The organism is Leifsonia sp. GW821-FHT13C09 (genome assembly GCF_058806435.1).
Genome location: NZ_JBXAPS010000007.1, coordinates 50,611 through 69,102, shown reverse-complemented (window position 1 = coordinate 69,102; position 18,492 = coordinate 50,611). Strand labels below are relative to the sequence as shown.

General features: G+C 70.1%; 15 protein-coding genes. 13 read left to right on the top strand and 2 right to left on the bottom strand.

Annotation, left to right across the window (positions count from 1 at the left end; genetic code table 11):
• The first annotated feature begins 196 nt into the window (after nt 1-196).
• On the top strand, nt 197-1,414 hold the full coding sequence (locus AC1ROW_RS18740) for a metallophosphoesterase family protein (protein WP_493020641.1): 1,218 nt from the start codon (nt 197-199) through the stop codon (nt 1,412-1,414).
• 79 nt (nt 1,415-1,493) lie between these two features.
• Here AC1ROW_RS18740 and AC1ROW_RS18735 read toward each other — a convergent pair whose 3' ends face one another.
• The gene (locus AC1ROW_RS18735; protein ID WP_493020639.1) at nt 1,494-2,942 is read right to left on the bottom strand and encodes a ricin-type beta-trefoil lectin domain protein; all 1,449 of its coding nucleotides are present in this window, start codon (nt 2,940-2,942) and stop codon (nt 1,494-1,496) included.
• Nucleotides 2,943-3,266: 324 nt separating this feature from the next.
• Between AC1ROW_RS18735 and AC1ROW_RS18730 the strand changes: the two genes are divergently transcribed.
• From AC1ROW_RS18730 to AC1ROW_RS18690, 9 genes are all read left to right on the top strand, one after another.
• The gene (locus AC1ROW_RS18730; RefSeq protein ID WP_493020637.1) at nt 3,267-4,568 is read left to right on the top strand and encodes a S53 family peptidase; all 1,302 of its coding nucleotides are present in this window, start codon (nt 3,267-3,269) and stop codon (nt 4,566-4,568) included.
• Between the two features lie 184 nt (nt 4,569-4,752).
• Nucleotides 4,753-5,418, top strand: a complete 666-nt coding sequence (locus AC1ROW_RS18725; RefSeq protein ID WP_493020635.1) for a peptidoglycan-binding protein — start codon at nt 4,753-4,755, stop codon at nt 5,416-5,418.
• 9 nt (nt 5,419-5,427) lie between these two features.
• Complete coding sequence (locus AC1ROW_RS18720) at nt 5,428-7,797, top strand: hypothetical protein (RefSeq protein ID WP_493020633.1); 2,370 nt, start codon at nt 5,428-5,430, stop codon at nt 7,795-7,797.
• A 223-nt stretch (nt 7,798-8,020) separates the two neighbouring features.
• The gene (locus AC1ROW_RS18715) at nt 8,021-9,511 is read left to right on the top strand and encodes an MFS transporter (RefSeq protein ID WP_493020631.1); all 1,491 of its coding nucleotides are present in this window, start codon (nt 8,021-8,023) and stop codon (nt 9,509-9,511) included.
• Nucleotides 9,512-9,539: 28 nt separating this feature from the next.
• A complete protein-coding gene (locus tag AC1ROW_RS18710; RefSeq protein ID WP_493020629.1) occupies nt 9,540-11,156 on the top strand; it encodes a GMC oxidoreductase in 1,617 nt (538 codons plus the stop codon).
• Nucleotides 11,157-11,188: 32 nt separating this feature from the next.
• On the top strand, nt 11,189-11,605 hold the full coding sequence (locus AC1ROW_RS18705; RefSeq protein WP_493020627.1) for a C-glycoside deglycosidase beta subunit domain-containing protein: 417 nt from the start codon (nt 11,189-11,191) through the stop codon (nt 11,603-11,605).
• Nucleotides 11,602-12,552 (top strand): sugar phosphate isomerase/epimerase family protein, encoded by a 951-nt coding sequence (locus tag AC1ROW_RS18700; RefSeq protein ID WP_493020625.1) that lies wholly within the window; start codon nt 11,602-11,604, stop codon nt 12,550-12,552. The genes AC1ROW_RS18705 and AC1ROW_RS18700 overlap by 4 nt, the downstream gene beginning before the upstream one ends.
• Nucleotides 12,553-12,554: 2 nt before the next feature.
• The gene (locus AC1ROW_RS18695) at nt 12,555-14,042 is read left to right on the top strand and encodes a C-glycoside deglycosidase beta subunit domain-containing protein (protein WP_493020623.1); all 1,488 of its coding nucleotides are present in this window, start codon (nt 12,555-12,557) and stop codon (nt 14,040-14,042) included.
• A complete protein-coding gene (locus AC1ROW_RS18690) occupies nt 14,011-14,154 on the top strand; it encodes a hypothetical protein (protein ID WP_493020621.1) in 144 nt (47 codons plus the stop codon). Before AC1ROW_RS18695 ends, AC1ROW_RS18690 begins: the two co-directional genes overlap by 32 nt.
• A 15-nt stretch (nt 14,155-14,169) precedes the next feature.
• On the opposite strand, the gene AC1ROW_RS18685 is transcribed toward AC1ROW_RS18690, so the two are convergent.
• Nucleotides 14,170-15,105 (bottom strand): LysR family transcriptional regulator, encoded by a 936-nt coding sequence (locus AC1ROW_RS18685; protein WP_493020619.1) that lies wholly within the window; start codon nt 15,103-15,105, stop codon nt 14,170-14,172.
• Nucleotides 15,106-15,335: 230 nt separating this feature from the next.
• On the opposite strand from AC1ROW_RS18685, the gene AC1ROW_RS18680 reads away from it, so the two are divergent.
• The 3 genes from AC1ROW_RS18680 (at nt 15,336) to AC1ROW_RS18670 (ending at nt 18,490) form a co-directional block, all read left to right on the top strand.
• The gene (locus AC1ROW_RS18680; protein ID WP_493020617.1) at nt 15,336-16,628 is read left to right on the top strand and encodes an ABC transporter substrate-binding protein; all 1,293 of its coding nucleotides are present in this window, start codon (nt 15,336-15,338) and stop codon (nt 16,626-16,628) included.
• Nucleotides 16,629-16,696: 68 nt separating this feature from the next.
• Nucleotides 16,697-17,644, top strand: a complete 948-nt coding sequence (locus tag AC1ROW_RS18675; RefSeq protein ID WP_493020615.1) for a carbohydrate ABC transporter permease — start codon at nt 16,697-16,699, stop codon at nt 17,642-17,644.
• Nucleotides 17,645-17,647: 3 nt separating this feature from the next.
• Nucleotides 17,648-18,490, top strand: coding sequence for a carbohydrate ABC transporter permease (locus tag AC1ROW_RS18670; protein WP_493020613.1), 843 nt, complete (start codon nt 17,648-17,650; stop codon nt 18,488-18,490).
• The last annotated feature ends 2 nt before the right edge of the window (nt 18,491-18,492 follow it).

Sequence of the window (18,492 nt, the reverse complement as noted above, 5' to 3'; positions counted from 1 at the left end):
CCGGTCACGCTACCCCCGTTGCCGCGCGCAGTGACCAGCCGACTCGCTGGGCGTTCCGGATGCGTCCGGCGCGTTTCTGTGAGAGTCCGCAGAAAGGGTTCACCGACCGGTCGGCACTGGTTCACCGACGTGACGCCCGGCGCTCCGAGGCTCACAGCTGTCCAGGGGGCGGCTCACCAGTTTCAGGAGGATCTCCATGCGTTTCAGAACCCGCACACTCTCACTGATCGCCGTCGGCGTCGTCGCCGCGACGTTCCTCGGCACGGCTGCGGCCGTGGCCGCGCCCGTCATCGACAACGGCTGGCCGTACGCCTCGGCCGTCACGGCGCACGATGACAAGGCGCACGACGACAAGACGCACGACGACAAGACCTTCACGCTCGCCGCCGTGGGCGACATCGCGTGCGAGCCGAACGACAGCGACAACGCGGCCAACCCGGCCGGCCTCAAGTGCGGCAGCCCGACCCTCGGGGGCTACGACGCCGAGTTCGCGACCGCCAAGCAGGCGGACGCGATGAAGCCGGACGCGGTCGCGCTCCTCGGCGACGAGCAGTACCAGGTCGGCAAGCTGAGCGACTTCGAGGGCTCCTTCGAGCAGGCCTGGGGCGGCCTGAAGTTCCTGGAGAAGCCGGCGCCGGGCAATCACGAGTACTACTCGTACACGAAGAAGGGCGACAACGAGGCCGGCCAGAACGGCAACGGCTACTTCGCCTACTTCAACGGCCACGACCAGAGCGGCACCCCGAACACGTCGGGCCAGGCGGGCGACGACACCAGCGCGAACCAGGGCTGGTACTCGTACAACCTGGGCAACTGGCACATCATCTCGCTGAACGTCGAGTGCAACTCCGCGGCCTTCGCCAAGGACTGCTCGACCACCGACGGAGGCCTTCTCGCGCAGGAGACGACCTGGCTGGCGAGCGACCTGAAGAGCAACCAGCAGCAGTGCACGATCGCGTACTGGCACCAGCCGACGTTCAGCGCGACCACGGCCTCCACGGCGACGGTCGGCGCGGGCGACCCGGGCGCGGGAGGCCAAGAGGGCCAGGTTGCGGGCGCCTGGTGGAAGCTGCTCTACGCCAACCACGCCACGCTGGTGCTGAACGGCCACGAGCACGCCTACGCGCACCTCAAGCCGATGAACCCCGCCGGCCAGTACGACCCGAAGCGCGGCATCCCGGAGTTCATCATCGGCACCGGAGGCGAGGCGCTCGACACCCTCGCGAAGAACGCGGACGGCAGCTACGCGAACGCGAACGTGCTGACCGGCTTCGACCAGGGCTACGGCACGATGAAGTTCACGCTGAAGCAGCACGGCTACTCGTACTCGTACACTCCGGCGCTCGCCGGAGCCGGCCAGCCGGCGTCGGTGCTGAACTACGCCGACACCGGCTCCGGCGAGTGCCACCGCTGAGGTCGTAGAGCCTCCGCATTCGTGCCGAATGTCGCCTCTCGCCGCGCGAGAGCCGACATTCGGCACGAGTCGTTGCGTGCTACTTCCGGGTCCACACCTGGTTCGGCGCCCCGTTGCAGTGCCACAGGTCGACCGCGGTGCCGTTGCCGGTCCCGGCGCCGGACGCGTCGAGGCAGAGCGCCGGCGCGGCGGCCGGGGTGAAGGTGCCGTTCGGGTTCGCGTTCCAGTGCTGGACGGCGGCTCCGGTGCAGTCCGCGATCACGACCCGGTCGCCGGCGGCCGCGGTGGCGCCGTCCGTGCCGGCCTGCATGCAGAGGTTCCCGTAGATCGTCAGCTGCTGATCGGCGGTCAGGTTCCAGGTCTGGTTCCCTCCGCCGTTGCAGTCCCAGAGGTCGAGCGCGGTCCCCGGCGTCGTGCTGAAGCCCGGGACGTCGACGCAGCGGCCGGAGGCCTGGCCGACGAGCGCCTGACCGGGGGGAGCGGCGGGGAGGTCGTTGACCGGCTCCTGGTCGCCGTAGCCGTAGCCCCACTTCAGCTGCGCGACTCCCGAGGCGCTGTTGTCGGCGAGGGTGCCGTCCGGCTGCAGGGACTCGATCGAGTACGAGTCGCCGGCGCGCAGGCCCGGCCAGTAGACGATGCCCATCCGGTTCTGCCGGGCGAAGTCGGTCACCGCGGCGAGGTAGGAGGTGTAGACGTTCCCGTTGTGGGCCCCGTAGTTGAGTCCGATCGTCATGGGCGAGCCGGCCTCGTCGATGATGGTGCGGCCGGTGTAGGCCCCGATCCGTCCCGCGAGGTCGGCGGTCCACTCCGCCTCGGTGGTGTGGTTCGACCAGTAGCCGTAGAAGTGCAGCGACAGCAGGGTGCCTTTGAGCTGCGGCGCGTCGCCGACCCCGACGACGTTGTCGTTGTACCCGGTGCCGCTGATGACGACCCGGTTGCGGGGGACCTGCCGGTGGTCGGCCAGCCACTGCGAGGTGACGGTGACCCACTGGTCGAGCGTGTAGCCGTGCGGCTCGTTCATCGGCTCGAAGTAGACGTTCGGGGTGTGCTGGAACTCGCCGACGACGGTGTCCCACATCGCCTTCCAGGCGGGGATGTCGTCGATCAGACCGTCCTTGCTGGTGTCGGACTCCCAATAGCTGAGGATGACCTTGTCGCCTCGCGCTGCGGCGGCGTCGATCGTGGCCCGATAGGAGCTCCACCAGGCCGTGCCCACGCTGGCAGGGTTGATCGGCAGCCGCACGGTGTTGGCGCCGAGGTTGTGCTCGAACCCGCCGAGGATGCGCTCGGACGCGGCGAGCACCTGGCCGTAGCTGTCGGAGGTGCTGAGCCCGGTCGGGACGACGGCGTCGCTGGCGTAGTTGTCCCGCGGGTCGGCCCAGTTCACGCCCTTGAACTCGGAGGTGCCCGGGCCCTTCGAGGGCTGGGGCTGGGTGGCGAGCGCCGGGGAGGCGACGCCGATCCCGGTCAGGGCGAGCGCGCCGGACACCGCGAGTGCGATGAGGCCTTTTCGAGTGGTTCTCTGCAATGTTGACGTCAACATTCTGCTGCGCATGTGATCCTCGTCGATCTGGAGTGGAGTGGATGCCGGTCGGGCGGTCGGGAGTCGACCCCGGTGGCGACGATGTTGCCGCACGCGCGCCGTCCCGTCAAGTGACCGGTCCCACGGCCGCCCGCCAACATTCGAGCCGAATGTCGCCTTACGCCGCGCGAGAGTCGACATTCGTCACGAATCGCGGCGCCCAAGTCTGAGAGAAACCTCAGACAGGTCGTTCTATCCCTGGGTGCGGGACGCGGCATATGTTTCTACTCGGGCCGTCGCGCTGGAGCGGCGGCGGGACAAGGGAGCACCATGAAACGTTCGTCGTTCGTCTCACTCGGCCTCGCTATCGCCGGAGCCGCAGCGCTCGCGGTGGCAGTGACGGCACCGGCGTCCGCGGCCACACCCAGCGCCGCGACCCCCGACACCAGCGGCGTCTACAGCGTCCATCCGATCGTCGAGAAGGCCGGACTCTCCACCAGCGCCGTCACTCCGTCGCTCACGCCGGCCCAGTGCCTGGCGCAGACCGCCGGCCGCGTCGCCTGCCAGACCCCGAGCAGCATCCGGGCGGCGTACGACATCCCGGCCACGATCAACGGCGTCCCCGCGGGCACCGGGCAGACCGTCGTCATCGTCGACGCGTTCGGCAGCCCGACGGTTCAGTCGGACCTGGCGGCCTTCTCCGGCGCGTTCGGTCTCCCGACGCCGAACCTGACGGTCTACTACCCGGGCGGCAAGCCGACCTGGACCGGCAAGGGCACGCAGACCGGCTGGGCGGAGGAGACCTCCCTGGACGTCCAGTGGGCGCACGCGGTGGCGCCGGGCGCGAACATCGCGCTCGTGGTGGCGGCGAACGACCGCGGGGCGACGATCGACAACGCGATCAAGTACGCGGTGGACAACAAGCTCGGCAACGTGCTGTCGATGAGCTTCGGCGAGGCGGACAACCTGATCGCGTCGCCGAACGCCAACAACGGTCAGACCAGCCAGGGCGAGAAGGCGTTCGTGAAGGGCGCGTCGCAGGGGATGTCGCTCTTCGCGTCCTCCGGCGACAGCGGCTCCGACAACGGCGCCGGCTTCCCGAACTACGCCTTCCCGGCCTCCGACCCGAACGTGACCTCGGTGGGCGGCACGAACCTGTGGGCGGGCAGCGGGCTGAACCAGCCGCGCGAGACGGTCTGGGGCGACTACGCGAACTGCCCGCTGACCTGCGCCTTCGGCGTTATCGGCGAGACCGGCGGCGCGCCGAGCCTGTTCACGGCGAAGGGCGGCTCCGACGTCGCCTACAACGCCAGCGTCTACACCGGGGTGCTCACGTACCTCGGCTTCCTGGGCGGCGCGAACAACGGCCTCTACTTCTTCGGAGGCACGTCGGCGGGCTCGCCGCAGTGGGCGGCCCTGACGGCGGACACCATCCAGGCCGTCGGGCACACGGTCGGCAACGTCGGCCAGCAGGCGAAGAGCTGGGCGTCGAAGGGCCTGCTCTACGACGTGACGGTCGGCAGCAACACGACCCCGACGTACAGCGGCGGCTACTCGGCGACGGCGGGCTGGGACCGCCCGACCGGCTGGGGCACGCCGGACGTGAACGGGATCATCGCGGCGCTCAAGTGAGAGCGTGACGTGCGCGTAGCGCGCAAGGCGGCCCCGGTGTCCAGTGGATGCCGGGGCCGTCCTCTGTGCGCGCGGGCCAGCGGGTACCACAGCGGCCGCCGGAGGTAAACGGCCTTCCTGCGGGCGAAGGGCGGTCGTAGCGTCCGCAGAGATCGGCGCGTCCCGCGCCGGAGAGGAGCCTCCCATGAACGACGACAGCACTCTGGAACCGCAGCCGCTCTCCGCGGAGGAGCTCGCGGCCGAAGGCGCAACCCCCCTTCCCGACAAAGAGGTGGCGTCCATCCTCGACCTCAACGCCGACCTGAACCTCGGGCTCGGCCTGGTCGCCCCCGTCGACCTCGGTGTCGCGGCCAACGCCAACGTCGCGGCCCCGATCGAGGCCTCGGCGGGCGCCAACGTGCTCTCTGCCGGCTCGACGGCCGTCGCGGGCGCCGACCAGAGCGCGGGCATCCAGCAGGGCATCGCGGCGGACGCGGTGGCCAACTCCCAGCAGGTGAGCAACATGGCTCCGACGGCGGACACGACGACGCCGGCTCCGGCGGCCACGTCGACGCCGGGCTCGATCACCGACGGGAACCTCCTGAACGTGAACATCAACGCCGCAGCCGACGCCCACATCGCGGCCCCGATCAACGGCGCTGTCGCCGCGAACGCGAACGTCGCGGCGCCGATCGACGCCAGCGTGGCCGCCAACATCGGCTCGATCGACAGCCAGGCGGCGGCCGTGTCGCACCAGGACGCCGCGATCAACCAGAACATCACCGGTTCGGCGGACGCCACCGCGGGGCAGCAGTCGAACATCGGGCAGGCGCCCGCGCCGACCACCGGACAGCCGCCTGCGCAGCAGTAGCGCACCGCTGTGACGATCGCATCGAAGCCGCCGGCCGAGCAGGACGGGCGGGCGGCGCAGGAGGCCGGGTCGGCGCAGCAGGAGGCTGCGCCGGCCCGGGGGACCGCCGACCGCTCCACCGAGGTGCTCGCACGCGCCAACGGCGTCCAGCTGATCGGTGCCATGCGGGGTTCGGGCTACCGCGAGCCGCCGTCGCTCGCCCGCCGCGGCGACGGTCAGGTCCTCCAGCTCACGCCCCTGCTCTACGCGATCCTCGACGAGGTCGACGGCACGCGCGACATCGGGGAGATCGCGGAGCGCGTGAGCGAACGCGCGGGCCGCGTCATCCGTCCCGACGACGTCGCGCAGCTGGTCGACTCGTCGCTGCGTCCGCTGGGCCTGCTCACGCGCGCGGACGGCGGCGAGCCGGAGGTCAAGAGGTCGTCGCCGCTGCTCGGGCTGCGGCTGCGGAAGGAGATCACCGATCCGGAACGCACCCGGCGGCTCACCGCGCCGTTCGCCCGGCTGTTCCATCCGCTGGTCGTCGTGCCGGTGATCTGCCTGTTCGTCGCGGCGTGCTGGTGGCTGTTGATGGTGCAGGGGTTGGCCGCGGCGACCTACCATGCGTTCCAGGACCCGGGCGTCCTCCTGCTGATCGTCGCCGTGACGGTCCTGTCGGCGGGCTTCCACGAATTCGGCCACGCTGCGGGCGCGCGTTACGGCGGCGCGACCCCGGGCCGGATGGGGATGGGGCTCTACCTGTTCTGGCCGGCGTTCTTCACCGACGTCACCGACTCGTACCGGCTGGGACGGGTCGGTCGCGTCCGCACAGACCTCGGCGGCCTGTACTTCAACGCGATCGTCGCCGTCGCCATTGTGGGCGTCTGGTTCGCGACGCGCTGGGACGCCTTGCTGCTCGTCGTGCTCACCCAGCTCCTGCAGATGGTCCACCAGCTGCTGCCGACCGTGCGGTTCGACGGGTACCACGTCCTGGCGGACCTGACCGGTGTGCCCGACCTCTTCCAGCGCATCGGCCCGACCCTGCTCGGCCTGCTGCCGTGGCGCTGGCGCCGTCCGGAGTCCCGGACGCTCCGGCCGTGGGCGCGGGCCGTCGTCAGTGTCTGGGTGCTCGTCGTCGTCCCCATGCTGCTGTTCTCGCTGGTGACGATGGTGCTGACGCTCCCGCGGGTGCTCGCCACCGCCTGGGCCGCGCTGGCCGAGCGGGGCCACGCGCTCGCGCTGGAGTTCGGCCGCGGCGACGCGACCGCCGGGGCGGCGCAGCTGGTCCTCATGCTCGCGACAGCCCTGCCGATCCTCGGCACCCTCTACATCCTGGTCCGGCTGGCCCGGACCGGCCTCGTCCGGCTCTGGACGGGCACGCGCGGGAGGCCGGTGCGCCGCGGCGTCGCGGCCGCCCTCGTGCTGGCGATGATCGGCGGCCTCGCCTTCGCCTGGTGGCCGGCGCCGCAGACGTATCGGCCCATCCAGTCGTACGAGCGCGGGACGCTCAGCGACATCCTCGCGCCCGCGGCCTACCAGTCCGGCTCCCGATCGGGCACGCTGTCCGCCGGCTCGACGGGGTCCGTTCAGACGATCTGGCCGGGAGGCGGCGCGCGTCCGACCGCCGACCATCCGCAGCTCGCGATGGTCCTGGTCCCGCGCGACGGCCGGTCTCCGTCCTGGGTCTTCCCGTTCAACAAGCCGGCCCCGCCGCGTCCCGGTGACAACCAGGCCCTGGCAGTGAACACCACGAACGGGTCGACGCTGTACGACGTCGCCTTCGCCCTGGTCTGGGTGACCGGCGGCCAGTCGGCGCTCAACACCAACTCCGCCTACGCGTTCGCGCACTGCTCGGGCTGCACGACCGTCGCGGTGGCCTTCCAGGTGGTGATCCTCGTCGGCGAGACGCATGTCGTGGTCCCGCAGAACCTGTCGGTGGCCGCGAACTACGGCTGCGTCGACTGCATGACCGCCGCCCTCGCGAACCAGCTGGTGGTGACGGTGAGCGGTCAGCCCGACACGGCCACCATGAGCAGGATCGCCGCGCTGTGGGCGAAGATCATGGCGTTCTCGCACAACCTCCAGGGGCTCGGGTTGTCGGCGCTGCAAGCGCAACTGCTCGTGTACGAGAAGGAGCTGAAGGACATCATCGCCCACGATCCGGCCGCCGTGCCGGTGACGGGAAGCGGGGCGTCGTCCGTGCCGGCGCCGGTTCCCTCGCCTGCGCCGACCGGCTCCGACGCGCCGGGCAGCACGTCCGCCCCGACAGCAGGCCCCGGCGGCACGCCTGCTCCCGCTCCCGCGCCAGCGCCCGCGCCGACCGTCTCGCCCGCGCCGCAGCCCACCAGCACGCCCTCGCCGACGGACACGCCGACCCCTGTCCCGACCGCCACGCCGTGAGCGCGCGCCTGACGCGCTCGCAGATTCGTGCCGAATGTCGCCTTTTCGCGCGCCGAGAGTCGACATTCGGCACGAATCGTGGAGGGATTCTTAGGTTGAAAAAAGGCGTAAGTCTGTCTTAGACTGACCATGACGTCGGGGCCTTGCGCCCGTTCCTCACCGTAAAGCCGCGGGCGAGGGCACAAACCGTCGCGTCGATCACCCGATCGTTCGGGTCTCGCGTATGCCGCTCTCGCCCTTGAGGTTCCGCCTCCTCGTCACCTCCCTCCTCGCCGTCTCCTTCCTCGGGGCGCTCGACAACACCGTCGTGAGCACGGCGATCGCGACGGTCGCCGGCCAGCTCGGCGCGCTCGAGCACATGAGCTGGATCGTCGTCGGCTACACCCTCGCCATCACCGTCCTGCTGCCGATCCTCGGCAAGCTCGGCGACCGGATCGGGCCGCGTGCCGTCTTCCTCAGCTCGGTGACCGTGTTCGTGCTCGCGTCGGTGGCGTGCGGCTTCGCGAACGGCATCGTCTGGCTGATCGTCGCCCGCGTCGTCCAGGGGATGAGCTCGGCCGGCCTCCAGCTGATGTCGCAGACGATCATCGCGGAGACCACCACGCCGCGTCAGCGGCCGAAGTTCCTGGCGATCATCGGCGCGGCCTTCCCGATCGCGATCCTGATCGGACCGGTGCTCGGCGGCATCATCACCGACACCTGGGGCTGGCCGTGGGTGTTCTGGATCAACGCCCCGGTGGGCGTCGCCGCGCTCGCGCTCGCGATCGTCGCCGTGCCGCATCTCGAGCCCGGGCGGCGCGGCGGTTTCGACGTCGCCGGGGCGATCGCGCTCACCACCGGACTAGTGGCGCTCGTGCTCGCCGCCACCGAGGCGGGGGACCCGGCGCGGCCGACGTCCGCGCTCATCGCCTTCGTCGTCGCGGCGGTCGCGCTCGCTGTCTTCTTCGTCGTGGAGTTCCGGGTCGCCGAGCCGCTCGTGGACCTCTCCCACTTCGCCGACCGCACGGTCGCCACCGGGACCGTCATCTCGGCCATCGTCGGCGTCGGGCTGTTCTCGATCACCTCCTACCTGCCCACCTACTTCCAGATGGCGTACCGGACGAGCGCGACCGTCTCGGGGCTGGTGCCGATCGCGACCGTGTTCGGGATGCTGGTGAGCAACCTCGCCACCGGATGGCTGGTCAGCCGCACCGGCCACTACCGGGTGTACCCGCTGGCCGGCACCGTCCTCGGCGCGGCCGGCCTCGGCGCCATGGCGCTGCTGCCCGCCGGCGCTCCGCTCTGGGCGCCGACGCTCGCGATGGCCGTCGTCGGCCTCGGGACGGGCGCGTTCATGAGCCTCATCGTCGCTGTCGTGCAGAGCGCGGTGCCGCGCGCGGAGACGGGCTCGATCACGGCGAGCGTGAACCTCGTCCGCCAGGTCGGCGCGACCGTCGCCACGGCGTTGATCGGCGGCCTGATCGGAGCGGGCGTCGCCGCGCTGCTCCCGGCCGGACTCGACGCCGCGACTCTGACGCCCGCCATCGCCCACGCGCAGAGCCCGGCGCTCCAGCAGGAGATCGCCCGGGTCTACCAGAGCGTCTTCGTCCCGGTGTTCGTGGCGCTCGCCGCGACCTACCTCGTCGGAGTCGTCGCGTCGATCCTGCTGCCGAATCGCCGACTGTCCGACGACCCAGGCGCGCTGCGCGGCGCCGCCGAGTCCATCCCCGCCTGACCCACCTGAGAGACCGCAGGAGTGCACCATGAACCCCTCCCCGACGAACACCGTCCCCACCGTCGCCGTCGCCGTCGTCGGCAGCGGCCCGATCGGCTCCGCCTACGCGCGGCTGCTGCTCGAAGCCGTCCCCGACGCCCGCGTGGTGATGTTCGAGGCCGGACCGCAGCTCACCGCGATCGCCGGCGAGAACGTGCGCAACATCCCGGACCCGGTCGAGAAGGAGCGCGCCCGCGAGTTGTCGCAGGGGCCGCAGGCGGGTGCCTTCCGCGAATCGCTCGGCATCCCGTCGTCGGTCGTCGTGGAGGGCATGTTCACCGCCCGCGGCGGGACGCACCTGCTCGACTTCGGCGGCGCAGGCTCGGCGCACGCGCCGGGCTTCCCGGCCGCGGCGGCTTCCACCAACGTCGGCGGGATGGGCGCGCACTGGACGTGCGCGACGCCGAGCCCGTCGTTCAGTGAGCGCATCCCGTTCATCTCCGACGCCGAGTGGGAGGAGCTGATCGCGGAGGCCGCCCGGCTGCTGCACGTGCAGACCGCGGCGTTCGCCGACTCGGAGATCGGCGCGGCGATCCGGTCGCTGCTGGCGGAGGAGTTCGGGAGCGAGCTGCCGGACGGCTACGGCCCGAGCACTCTGCCGGTCGCGGGCGACCCGCAGCCGGACGGCACCATGCGCTGGGGCGGAGCCGACGTCGTGCTCGGCCCGTTGCTCGACCCGGAGAGCGGCCTGGCCGACCGGTTCGAGCTGCGCGACCTCTCGCTCGTGCGCCGTATCGACCACGAGGACGGCCGCATCACTGGTGTCACCGTGGAGGACCTGCGCAGCCAGGAGGTCTACTCGGTCGCGGCCGACCTCGTCGTCGTCGCGGCCGATGCCTTCCGCTCGCCGCAGCTGCTCTGGGCCTCCGGCATCCGCCCGCGCGCTCTGGGGCACTACCTCACCGAACACCCGGTCGTGATCTCGACCGTCGCGCTCGACCCCGAGGGGATGGCCCGGTACGCGACCGAGGCGGACCTCGATCGCGAGCTCGCCCGCCGTGCGCTCAACGCGGCCGACCCGGTCGCCGCGGTGAACCGCATCCCGTTCTCCGAGCCGGGTCACCCGTACTCGCTGCAGGTGATGTACGCGGAGAATCCGCCGTTCCAGCTCGACCCCGAGCACCCGGCCGCGGGCAACCGCTGGGGCTACGTGAACATGGGCTACGGGATGCGCAAGCAGCCGCGCTTCGAGGACGCGGTGACCTTCGACGACGCCGAGCCCGACTACCGCGGCCTCCCCAACCTGACCATCGAGTACGCGCTCACCGACAGCGAGCAGGCCGAGATCGCGGAGGCCACGGAGCGCCTGCGCCGCGCCGGGAACGCGCTGGGCACCTTCGTCGCCGAGCCGCGCCTGCTGCCGAACGGGTCCAGCCTCCACTATCAGGGCACCATGCGGATGGGCGCGGAGGACGACGGCACTTCGGTGGCCGACCCGTACTCCCGGGTGTGGGGCTACCAGAACCTCATCGTCGGAGGCAACGCGCTCATCCCCACCGCCACGACCATGAACCCCACGCTGATGAGCGTCGCCATCGCAGTCCGCGGCGCCCGGGAGGCCGCGGCGCGGCTCACCGCGGAGGCATCCGCCGAGACGCGGAACTGACCTGGAACACCCACCACAGAATCGAGGACGACATGCTCGAAGAGCAGTTGATACAGACCTCCGGCTTCCGCAATGTCGGGCCCGAGGGCGCGCGCACCGGGTTCCAGCTGCGCGTCCGCAGCCCCTACTACCGCGGGCTTTGGGCGAACCTCATCGAGAAGCCCACCGTGACGGTCGACGGCGAGCGGTTCGACGGCGACGGCATCCGCTGGACGCTGCCGGCCGGCCACGACACCGTGGCGGAGTACTCGTTCGCCGAGCTCCAGGAGTCGGCAGACGCCCGCTGGCCGCTCGGCCACGCCGCCGTGCTGACGGTCTCGCGCGCCGGCGGCCTCGCCCGTGGCATCCACAACGTCGCACTGGAGCTGCGGCTGCGGATGTCGTACATCCCCGAGGAGCTCCAGCCCTCCATCTGGACCGCGTCGCGGAAGGCGGTGATCGTGCTGTGACCACCCGGAATCCGCCCTTCGGCCTCGGCGTGTCGCTGTACTCGTACACCGACGACATCGGCGTGACGATGACCGTCGAGGAGTGCGTCGAGGACGTCGCCGATCTCGGCGCGACCGGCCTCGAGATCCTCGGCGAGGGCCACGTCGAGGACTACCCGAACCCGTCCACCGCCTGGGTCGACGCCTGGTTCGCCCGCAACGAGAGGCTCGGGCTCACGCCGACGCTCTACGGCTCGTGGCTCGACACCCGGCGCTTCCCGGGCCGCGGCATGACCGTCCAGGAGGGCGCGGCGCAGCTGGAGCTCGACCTCCGGCTGGCCTCCACCCTCGGGTTCTCGTTCCTGCGGCCGAAGATCGGCGTCATCTCCGAGGACCTGCGGGTCGACCCGATCTGGCAGGAGGCCGTGGAGCGCAACCTGCAGCTCGCCGCCGACCTCGACATCGTCATCTGCCCCGAGATCCACTGGCCGACCGTCATCAAGTCCCCGGTGGTCGAGGAGTACATCGACTTCAAGGAGCGCACCGGCTCCGAGCACTTCGGCCTCCTCATCGACACCGGCGTCTTCGAGCTGTCGCCGTACCCGCGCCGGGGCGGCAGCGCCTCCTTCCGCATGGGCGACGGCTCGGCCCGGCCGCCGGTGGTGCCGTTCGTGCCGGTCTCCGACCTGGCCGACGTGATGGAGCACACGGTCTACTTCCAGGCCAAGTTCTACGAGGTGGACGACGACCTGGTCGACCACTACATCCCCTGGCGGGAGATCCTCGACGTGGTCGTGGACTCCGGCTACACCGGCTGGCTTTCCAGCGAGTACGAGGGCCATCACGAGCCCTACCGCGCGCCCGACCAGCTGCGCCGGCAGCACGCCCTCATCCGCACCATCGCCGCCGAACGCGCGGCCGCCGCCGAACGCGCGGCCGCCGACCCGGCGCTCGCAGACAGGAACTGACCATGCCCAACGGACTCATCGACGACGCGAGCCTGCGCGTCCACCCCGACGGCCTCGCGCTCGCGCTCACCATCCCCTGGTACCGCAGCCTGTGGCTCTCGTCGGTCGGCACCCTCCGGCTCACGCTCGACGGCGTGGAGGTGCCGGAGGAGGACCTTACGTTCGAGCTGGACGGCGTGCGCTACGCGATCGCCGACCTCCCGGAGCAGAGCGACGTGCTCTGGTACCTGCAGTCGCACCCGCTGCTGATCGTGCGGCGCGACGCGCCGGTCGCGCTGGGCGAGACGCACGACGTCGAGCTGCACGGTGAGCTGCGCTTGCCGTACATGCAGATCGCTCCCGGTCAGGACGGCGGCCCGGGCCTCTACGTGCCCAACGTCGTCCACCAGCGGCTGACGCTCACCGCGACCGATCACGATGCCGCACCGCCCGCGCTCGTCACCGACGTGCCGCCCGCGCCGGAGGCGACGGACGCCGACCCGTTCAAGCTGGGCCTCACCCTGTACTCCGCGAGCGCCGAGTTCCGAGCCGGCTGGTTCGACTTCGACGGCCTGCTCGACCGGGTGGCCGAGCTCGGCATCGGCCCGGGGATCGAGATCGTGGCGTCCCAGGTGCTGCCGACCTACCCCGCGGTGTCCGACGCGTTCGTCGCCACATGGCGGGAGGCCTTCGACCGGCACGGCTTCGACGCCAGCTCGTTCGGGGCGAACCTCGACATGGGCCGGCGGCGCGACCGCGACATGACGCCCGACGAGGAATTCGAGTTCAGCGACCTGCTGTTCCGCGGCGCGAAGAAGCTCGGCTTCCCGCTGGTGCGCATCCAGTCGGCGAAGCCGGACCTCCTGCGCCGCCTGCTGCCCGTCGCCGAGGAGCTGGAGCTGAAGCTGGCCTACGAGATCCACGCGCCGCTGGGGCCGAACTCCCCGGAGATCGTGAAGGTGCGCGACGTCTACGCCGAGCTGGACTCGCCGCTGCTCGGCTTCGTCGCCGACTTCTCGTCCACCATGCACGCCATGTCGCCCACGCTGCTGCGCGCCGTGCGCCGGGCCGGGCTCGGCGACGACGAGGTGTTGCGCCTCCAGGAGATCTGGGCGACCGACGCCTCGATGCGCGACCGGCAGCAGGAGTTCATCGGCTACCTGAACGGCCGCGGCTTCGACCCGGGCCGCCTCGGCGCGTTCGCCCACCTGGCCTTCAACATGCACGGCCACGTCGACCCGCACGAGTGGTCGGACATCATGCCGCAGATCCTGCACGTGCACGCCAAGTTCTACGACATCGACGAGCACGGCCAGGAGCCGGCGATCGACTACCCGGAGCTGGTGAAGGTGTTCGTGGCGGGAGGCTACCGCGGCTACTGGTCGAGCGAGTGGGAGGGCCACGCGTTCGCGGAGCTCGGGGAGGTCGACCCGCTGCTGCTCGTGCGCAAGCAGCACGACCTGATCCGGGCGAGCATGCGTGCGGTGGAACCCGCGGCGGCGCGCGGATGACGGAACCGAACCGGACCTGCGCGCCCTGCCGCTGCACATCAACGAGCCGTCGCATCCCGGCGCGGCGCGCACCCTCGACGCCATCGCGGGCTGGATCGGGGATCGCTGGTGAGGTAAGCCCTCCGCCTCAGCTGTGGTCGCCCGCCCCGACGATGCGGCCGGCCTCCTCGAAGAGCGCCCGCATCCAGGTGTGCTCCGGGTCGTGGCTGTGCACCGGGTGGTACCACAACGCGTTCACGATCGGCGTCGGCTCGAACGGGAGGCCCACGGAGCGGACCGCCGCCGCGCGCTTCGCCAGCGGGAACAGCGCCGAGTGGATGATGCCGACCCGCCGGGTGCCTGCGATGAAGTGCGGGATCGCCATGAAGCTCTCGACCACGACCTCCACGTTCGGCTCGACCCCCAGCTGCTGCACCTGCCGCTCTGCGGACGTGAACGCCGAGCGGGACTGGTAGTTCATCACCCAGGGGAGCTTCGACATCTCCTCGCGGGAAAGAGCGTCGCCGACCTCGTCGTTCTCCTCGGCCACGATCGCGATCCAGTCGTCCTGCCAGAGGTCGACGAACGGTAACTCGGTGAGGAAGCCGTGCGGGATGACCATGCCGTCCACCGACCGCAGCCGGTTCGCGGCGTCCTCGACCACGGTCGGGTTGTGCAGCATGAAGCGGAAGTGCACGCCGGGCGCCTGCTCGGCGGCGAGCTCGGAGACGACCCGGCCGATCGTCGTGAAGCCGTAGTCGGAGCCGTAGATCGAGAACTGCCGGACCGACTCCGACGGGTCCCAGGTCGCCTGGCTCTCGAACACCCGCCGGGCGGCGTCGAGCGCGATCGTGGTGTGGTCGGCCAGCCGCAGGGCCAGCGGGGTGAGCTCGTAGGTGTTGCCGCGGCGGGCCAGGATCGGGTCGTTGAAGTGGATGCGCAGCCGCGCGAGCGAGGCGCTCAGGGCTGGCTGGCTGAGCCGCAGGCGCTCGGCCGCGCGGGTCACGCTCCGCTCGGTGAGGAGGGCGTCCAGGGCGATCAGCAGGTTGAGGTCGAGCCGCGACATCAACGGGTAATCGGTCACGACGATGTGATCCTTTCCTACGCGGAGCCGGGCGAATTCACTATAACCACGCGCCCGAGGGGCGGGGCAGCGGCCGGTGTCTCGATCGCGTATCGACCCAGCTTATGTCTGGGATAAGCAGAACTACCGTTGTTTATCTGCTTTACCGCTGCGACACTCGAAACTGCCCCCGAGGCCGGCGACACAGCCGCCGCCTCCCCGACAAAGAAGTCTTAGAAGAGGTCAATCCGATGAAGCACACACCCAGGAGCCGCACCGCTCGGCTCGCCTGGCTCGCCATCCCGGTCACCGCCGGACTCCTGCTCGCCGGGTGCTCCGGCACGGGGACGTCGTCCGGCAAGGAGCCGCAGACGATCACGTTCGCCTTCGGTGCGACGAACGACCAGGACAAGGCCGCGTACACCGGCCTCGCCAACGCGTTCATGGCCGACAACAAGGGCGTCACCGTCACGACCGAGAACCTGCCCACGCAGAGCTACGGCACCACGATCGCCACGCGCGTCCAGGGCGGCAACGCTCCCGACACCTTCTATGCGGAGGGCGGCACCGGCCAGGCGCAGTCGGTCATCCCGTTCGCCAAGTCCGGGCTCGTGCTCGAGCTCAACGACCCGGGGCTCACCTCGAAGATCCCGGAGGCCGCCAAGAGCCTCTGGACCTACAACGGCAAGACCTACGGGGTCCCGCTCGGCACCCAGCTCAACGGCGTCATCTACAACGACGAGCTCGCGAAGTCGATCGGCGTCAACATCGACGCCACGACCAGCCTCGACGACATCATCGCCCAGTGCGGCAAGGCCCGCGCCGCCGGCAAGACCGTCTACGGCCTCGCCGGTTCGACCTTTCAGAACAACGGCATCCTCGCCGTCGCGCTGGCGACCTCCACGGTCTACGGCCCGAACAAGAACTGGAACGCCGACCGCGCCAAGAACAAGGTGACCTTCGCCGGCACCAAGGGCTGGACGACCGCGCTCGAGTCGATCAAGAAGCTGTACGACGCGGGCTGCTTCCAGGATGGCGCGACCAGCGCCGGCTTCGACGCCCTCACCAACGGGGCGTCGTCGGGCAAGATCCTCGGCTTCTTCGCCCCGAGCGCCGCGGCCGAGCAGATCATGCAGGCCGCCGGAGGTCACGTCAAGCTCATCACGCTCCCGGTCGGAGCGCCCCAGGGCAGCAAGACGTACCTGTCGCTGAGCGAAGACCAGGGCGTCACGGCCAGCGCCAAGACCAAGAGCCCCAAGCTCGCCGAGGAGTTCCTGAAGTACATCATCTCCGACAAGGGTCAGGAGGCGTACTCCAAGCTCGTCGGCACGATCCCGGCGAACGCGAGCAAGACCTCAACGCTGCTGCCGCAGTACGCCGGGATCCAGGGCCAGCTCGCCAAGAACGATGTGCGCGGCTACGCCCCCACGGAGTGGCCGAACGCGAAGATCTACACCGACCTCGGCAACGGCGTGCAGGGCATCCTGACCGGTCAGATGACCGTCAAGCAGGTGCTCCAGCAGATGGACACCGACTGGGGTTGAACCCGGACCCCCGGGCGGTCGGTTCCTCGCGAGCCGGCCGCCCGAACCGGTATGAAAGGAACGAATCGATGACGACGCAGTCAGAGGTGCGGACGATGACCAAGACGCAGACCGAGGTGCGGGCGCCGCGCCGCGCGCCCCGCACGAAGGCGTACCAGGTGCGGCTCGGCAGCTGGTGGTGGGCCCTCCCCGCCCTCGTGCTGATGGTCGTGGTGATCTACCTGACCACGGTCGCCGGCGGCTTCTTCGCCTTCACGAACTGGTCGGGTCTCGGTCCGTTCGACTTCGTCGGCCTCCAGAACTTCGTCAAGATCTTCCAGACGCCGGAGCTGATCGGCTCGCTCTGGCACACGCTGTTCCTGGCGTTCGGCTTCCTGATCTTCACGAACGTCCTCGGCCTGCTGTTCGCACTGGCGCTCAACCGCACCCTGAAGTCGCGGTACGTGCTGCGGACGCTGATCTTCATGCCGGTGGTCGTCAGCCCCATCGCCGTCTCGTACATCTGGAAGTTCATCTTCGACTACAACGGTCCGCTGAACCAGGCGCTGCCCGGCGTCGGAATCCCGAAGCAGAACTGGCTCGCCGACCCGACGCTCGCCATCTGGTGCGTGCTGATCGTGATGGTCTGGCAGAACATCGGCTTCGTCATGGTGATCTACCTCGCCGGTCTTGCGACCGTCCCGATCGAGATGGAGGAGGCCGCCGCGCTCGACGGCGCCAGCACCTTCCGCCGGTTCCGCTACGTGGTCCTCCCGATGATCCAGCCCTCCGTCGCCATCGCCACCACGCTCTCGCTCATCCAGGGCCTCCGGGTCTTCGACCAGGTGGTCGCCCTCACCGGCGGCGGCCCCGCCGGCGCCACCCAGACGCTGGCGCTGGAGGTCTACCAGCAGGCGTTCACCTATCAGGAGTTCGGCTTCGGCGCGGCGCTGGCGCTCGTGCTGAGCCTCCTCATCCTCCTCTTCTCCGTCGCACAGCAGTGGGCGACCCGCGACCGCTCCGCCAGGGAGGCGTGAACCGTGTTCCGTTACACCAAGAAGACGCTCACCATCGAGATCATCACGCTGATCGCCGCGGCGATCATGCTGCTGCCGTTCTGGATCCTGCTGGTGGGGTCGCTGAAGACGCTCCCGCAGATCCTGGACTCGGCCGCCGTCGCACCGCCGACGAGCCCGACGTTCGACAACTTCATCCAGCTGCTCTCGCCCGCGTCGTCCGCCTCGGGGAACATCTGGGCCGGCCTGTTCTCCAGCGTCATCATCACCGCCGGTTCCATCGTGCTGCTGGTCGCCCTCGGCTCGGTCGCCGCCTACGGCATCGCGCGGTCGACCAGTAAATGGAGCCGGCGCTCGTACTACCTGTTCCTGACGGCGATCATCCTGCCCACGCAGCTCGGCACCCTGCCGCTCTACATCGGCGCGCGGACGGTCGGACTGGTCGGCAACCCGTGGGGCATGGTCCTGATCTACACCGGGATGCTGCTGCCGCTGTCGGTCTTCCTGTACGCGAACTTCTTCCGCAACCTGACGCCCGAGTACGAGGAGGCCGCGGTCATCGACGGCGCCAACCGGTACCAGGTGTTCTGGAAGGTCGTGTTCCCGCTGATGTCGCCCGCCACCGGCACCGTCGCGATCCTCGCCGGGCTCATCGTCTGGAACGACTTCTTCACATCGCTGATCTTCCTGAACGGGACGCCCTGGCAGACCCTTCCCGTCGTGATGTACAGCTACGTGGGCTCACTGGTGTCGCAGTGGAACCTGATCTTCGCCGTGGTGATCGTCTCGATGATCCCGATCCTGGCGTTCTACGCCTTCGCGCAGAAGAAGTTCATCCAGGGCTACGCGGGCGGGCTCAAGGGCTGACG

Bases quoted from the DNA above. Each gene is read 5' to 3' on its own strand.
- AC1ROW_RS18695 (WP_493020623.1), top strand. From the start codon at position 12,555: ATGCCCAACGGACTCATCGACGACGCGAGCCTGCGCGTCCACCCCGAC.
- AC1ROW_RS18730 (WP_493020637.1), top strand. From the start codon at position 3,267: ATGAAACGTTCGTCGTTCGTCTCACTCGGCCTCGCTATCGCCGGAGCC.
- AC1ROW_RS18740 (WP_493020641.1), top strand. From the start codon at position 197: ATGCGTTTCAGAACCCGCACACTCTCACTGATCGCCGTCGGCGTCGTC.
- AC1ROW_RS18710 (WP_493020629.1), top strand. From the start codon at position 9,540: ATGAACCCCTCCCCGACGAACACCGTCCCCACCGTCGCCGTCGCCGTC.
- AC1ROW_RS18705 (WP_493020627.1), top strand. From the start codon at position 11,189: ATGCTCGAAGAGCAGTTGATACAGACCTCCGGCTTCCGCAATGTCGGG.
- AC1ROW_RS18680 (WP_493020617.1), top strand. From the start codon at position 15,336: ATGAAGCACACACCCAGGAGCCGCACCGCTCGGCTCGCCTGGCTCGCC.
- AC1ROW_RS18675 (WP_493020615.1), top strand. From the start codon at position 16,697: ATGACGACGCAGTCAGAGGTGCGGACGATGACCAAGACGCAGACCGAG.
- AC1ROW_RS18715 (WP_493020631.1), top strand. From the start codon at position 8,021: ATGCCGCTCTCGCCCTTGAGGTTCCGCCTCCTCGTCACCTCCCTCCTC.
- AC1ROW_RS18725 (WP_493020635.1), top strand. From the start codon at position 4,753: ATGAACGACGACAGCACTCTGGAACCGCAGCCGCTCTCCGCGGAGGAG.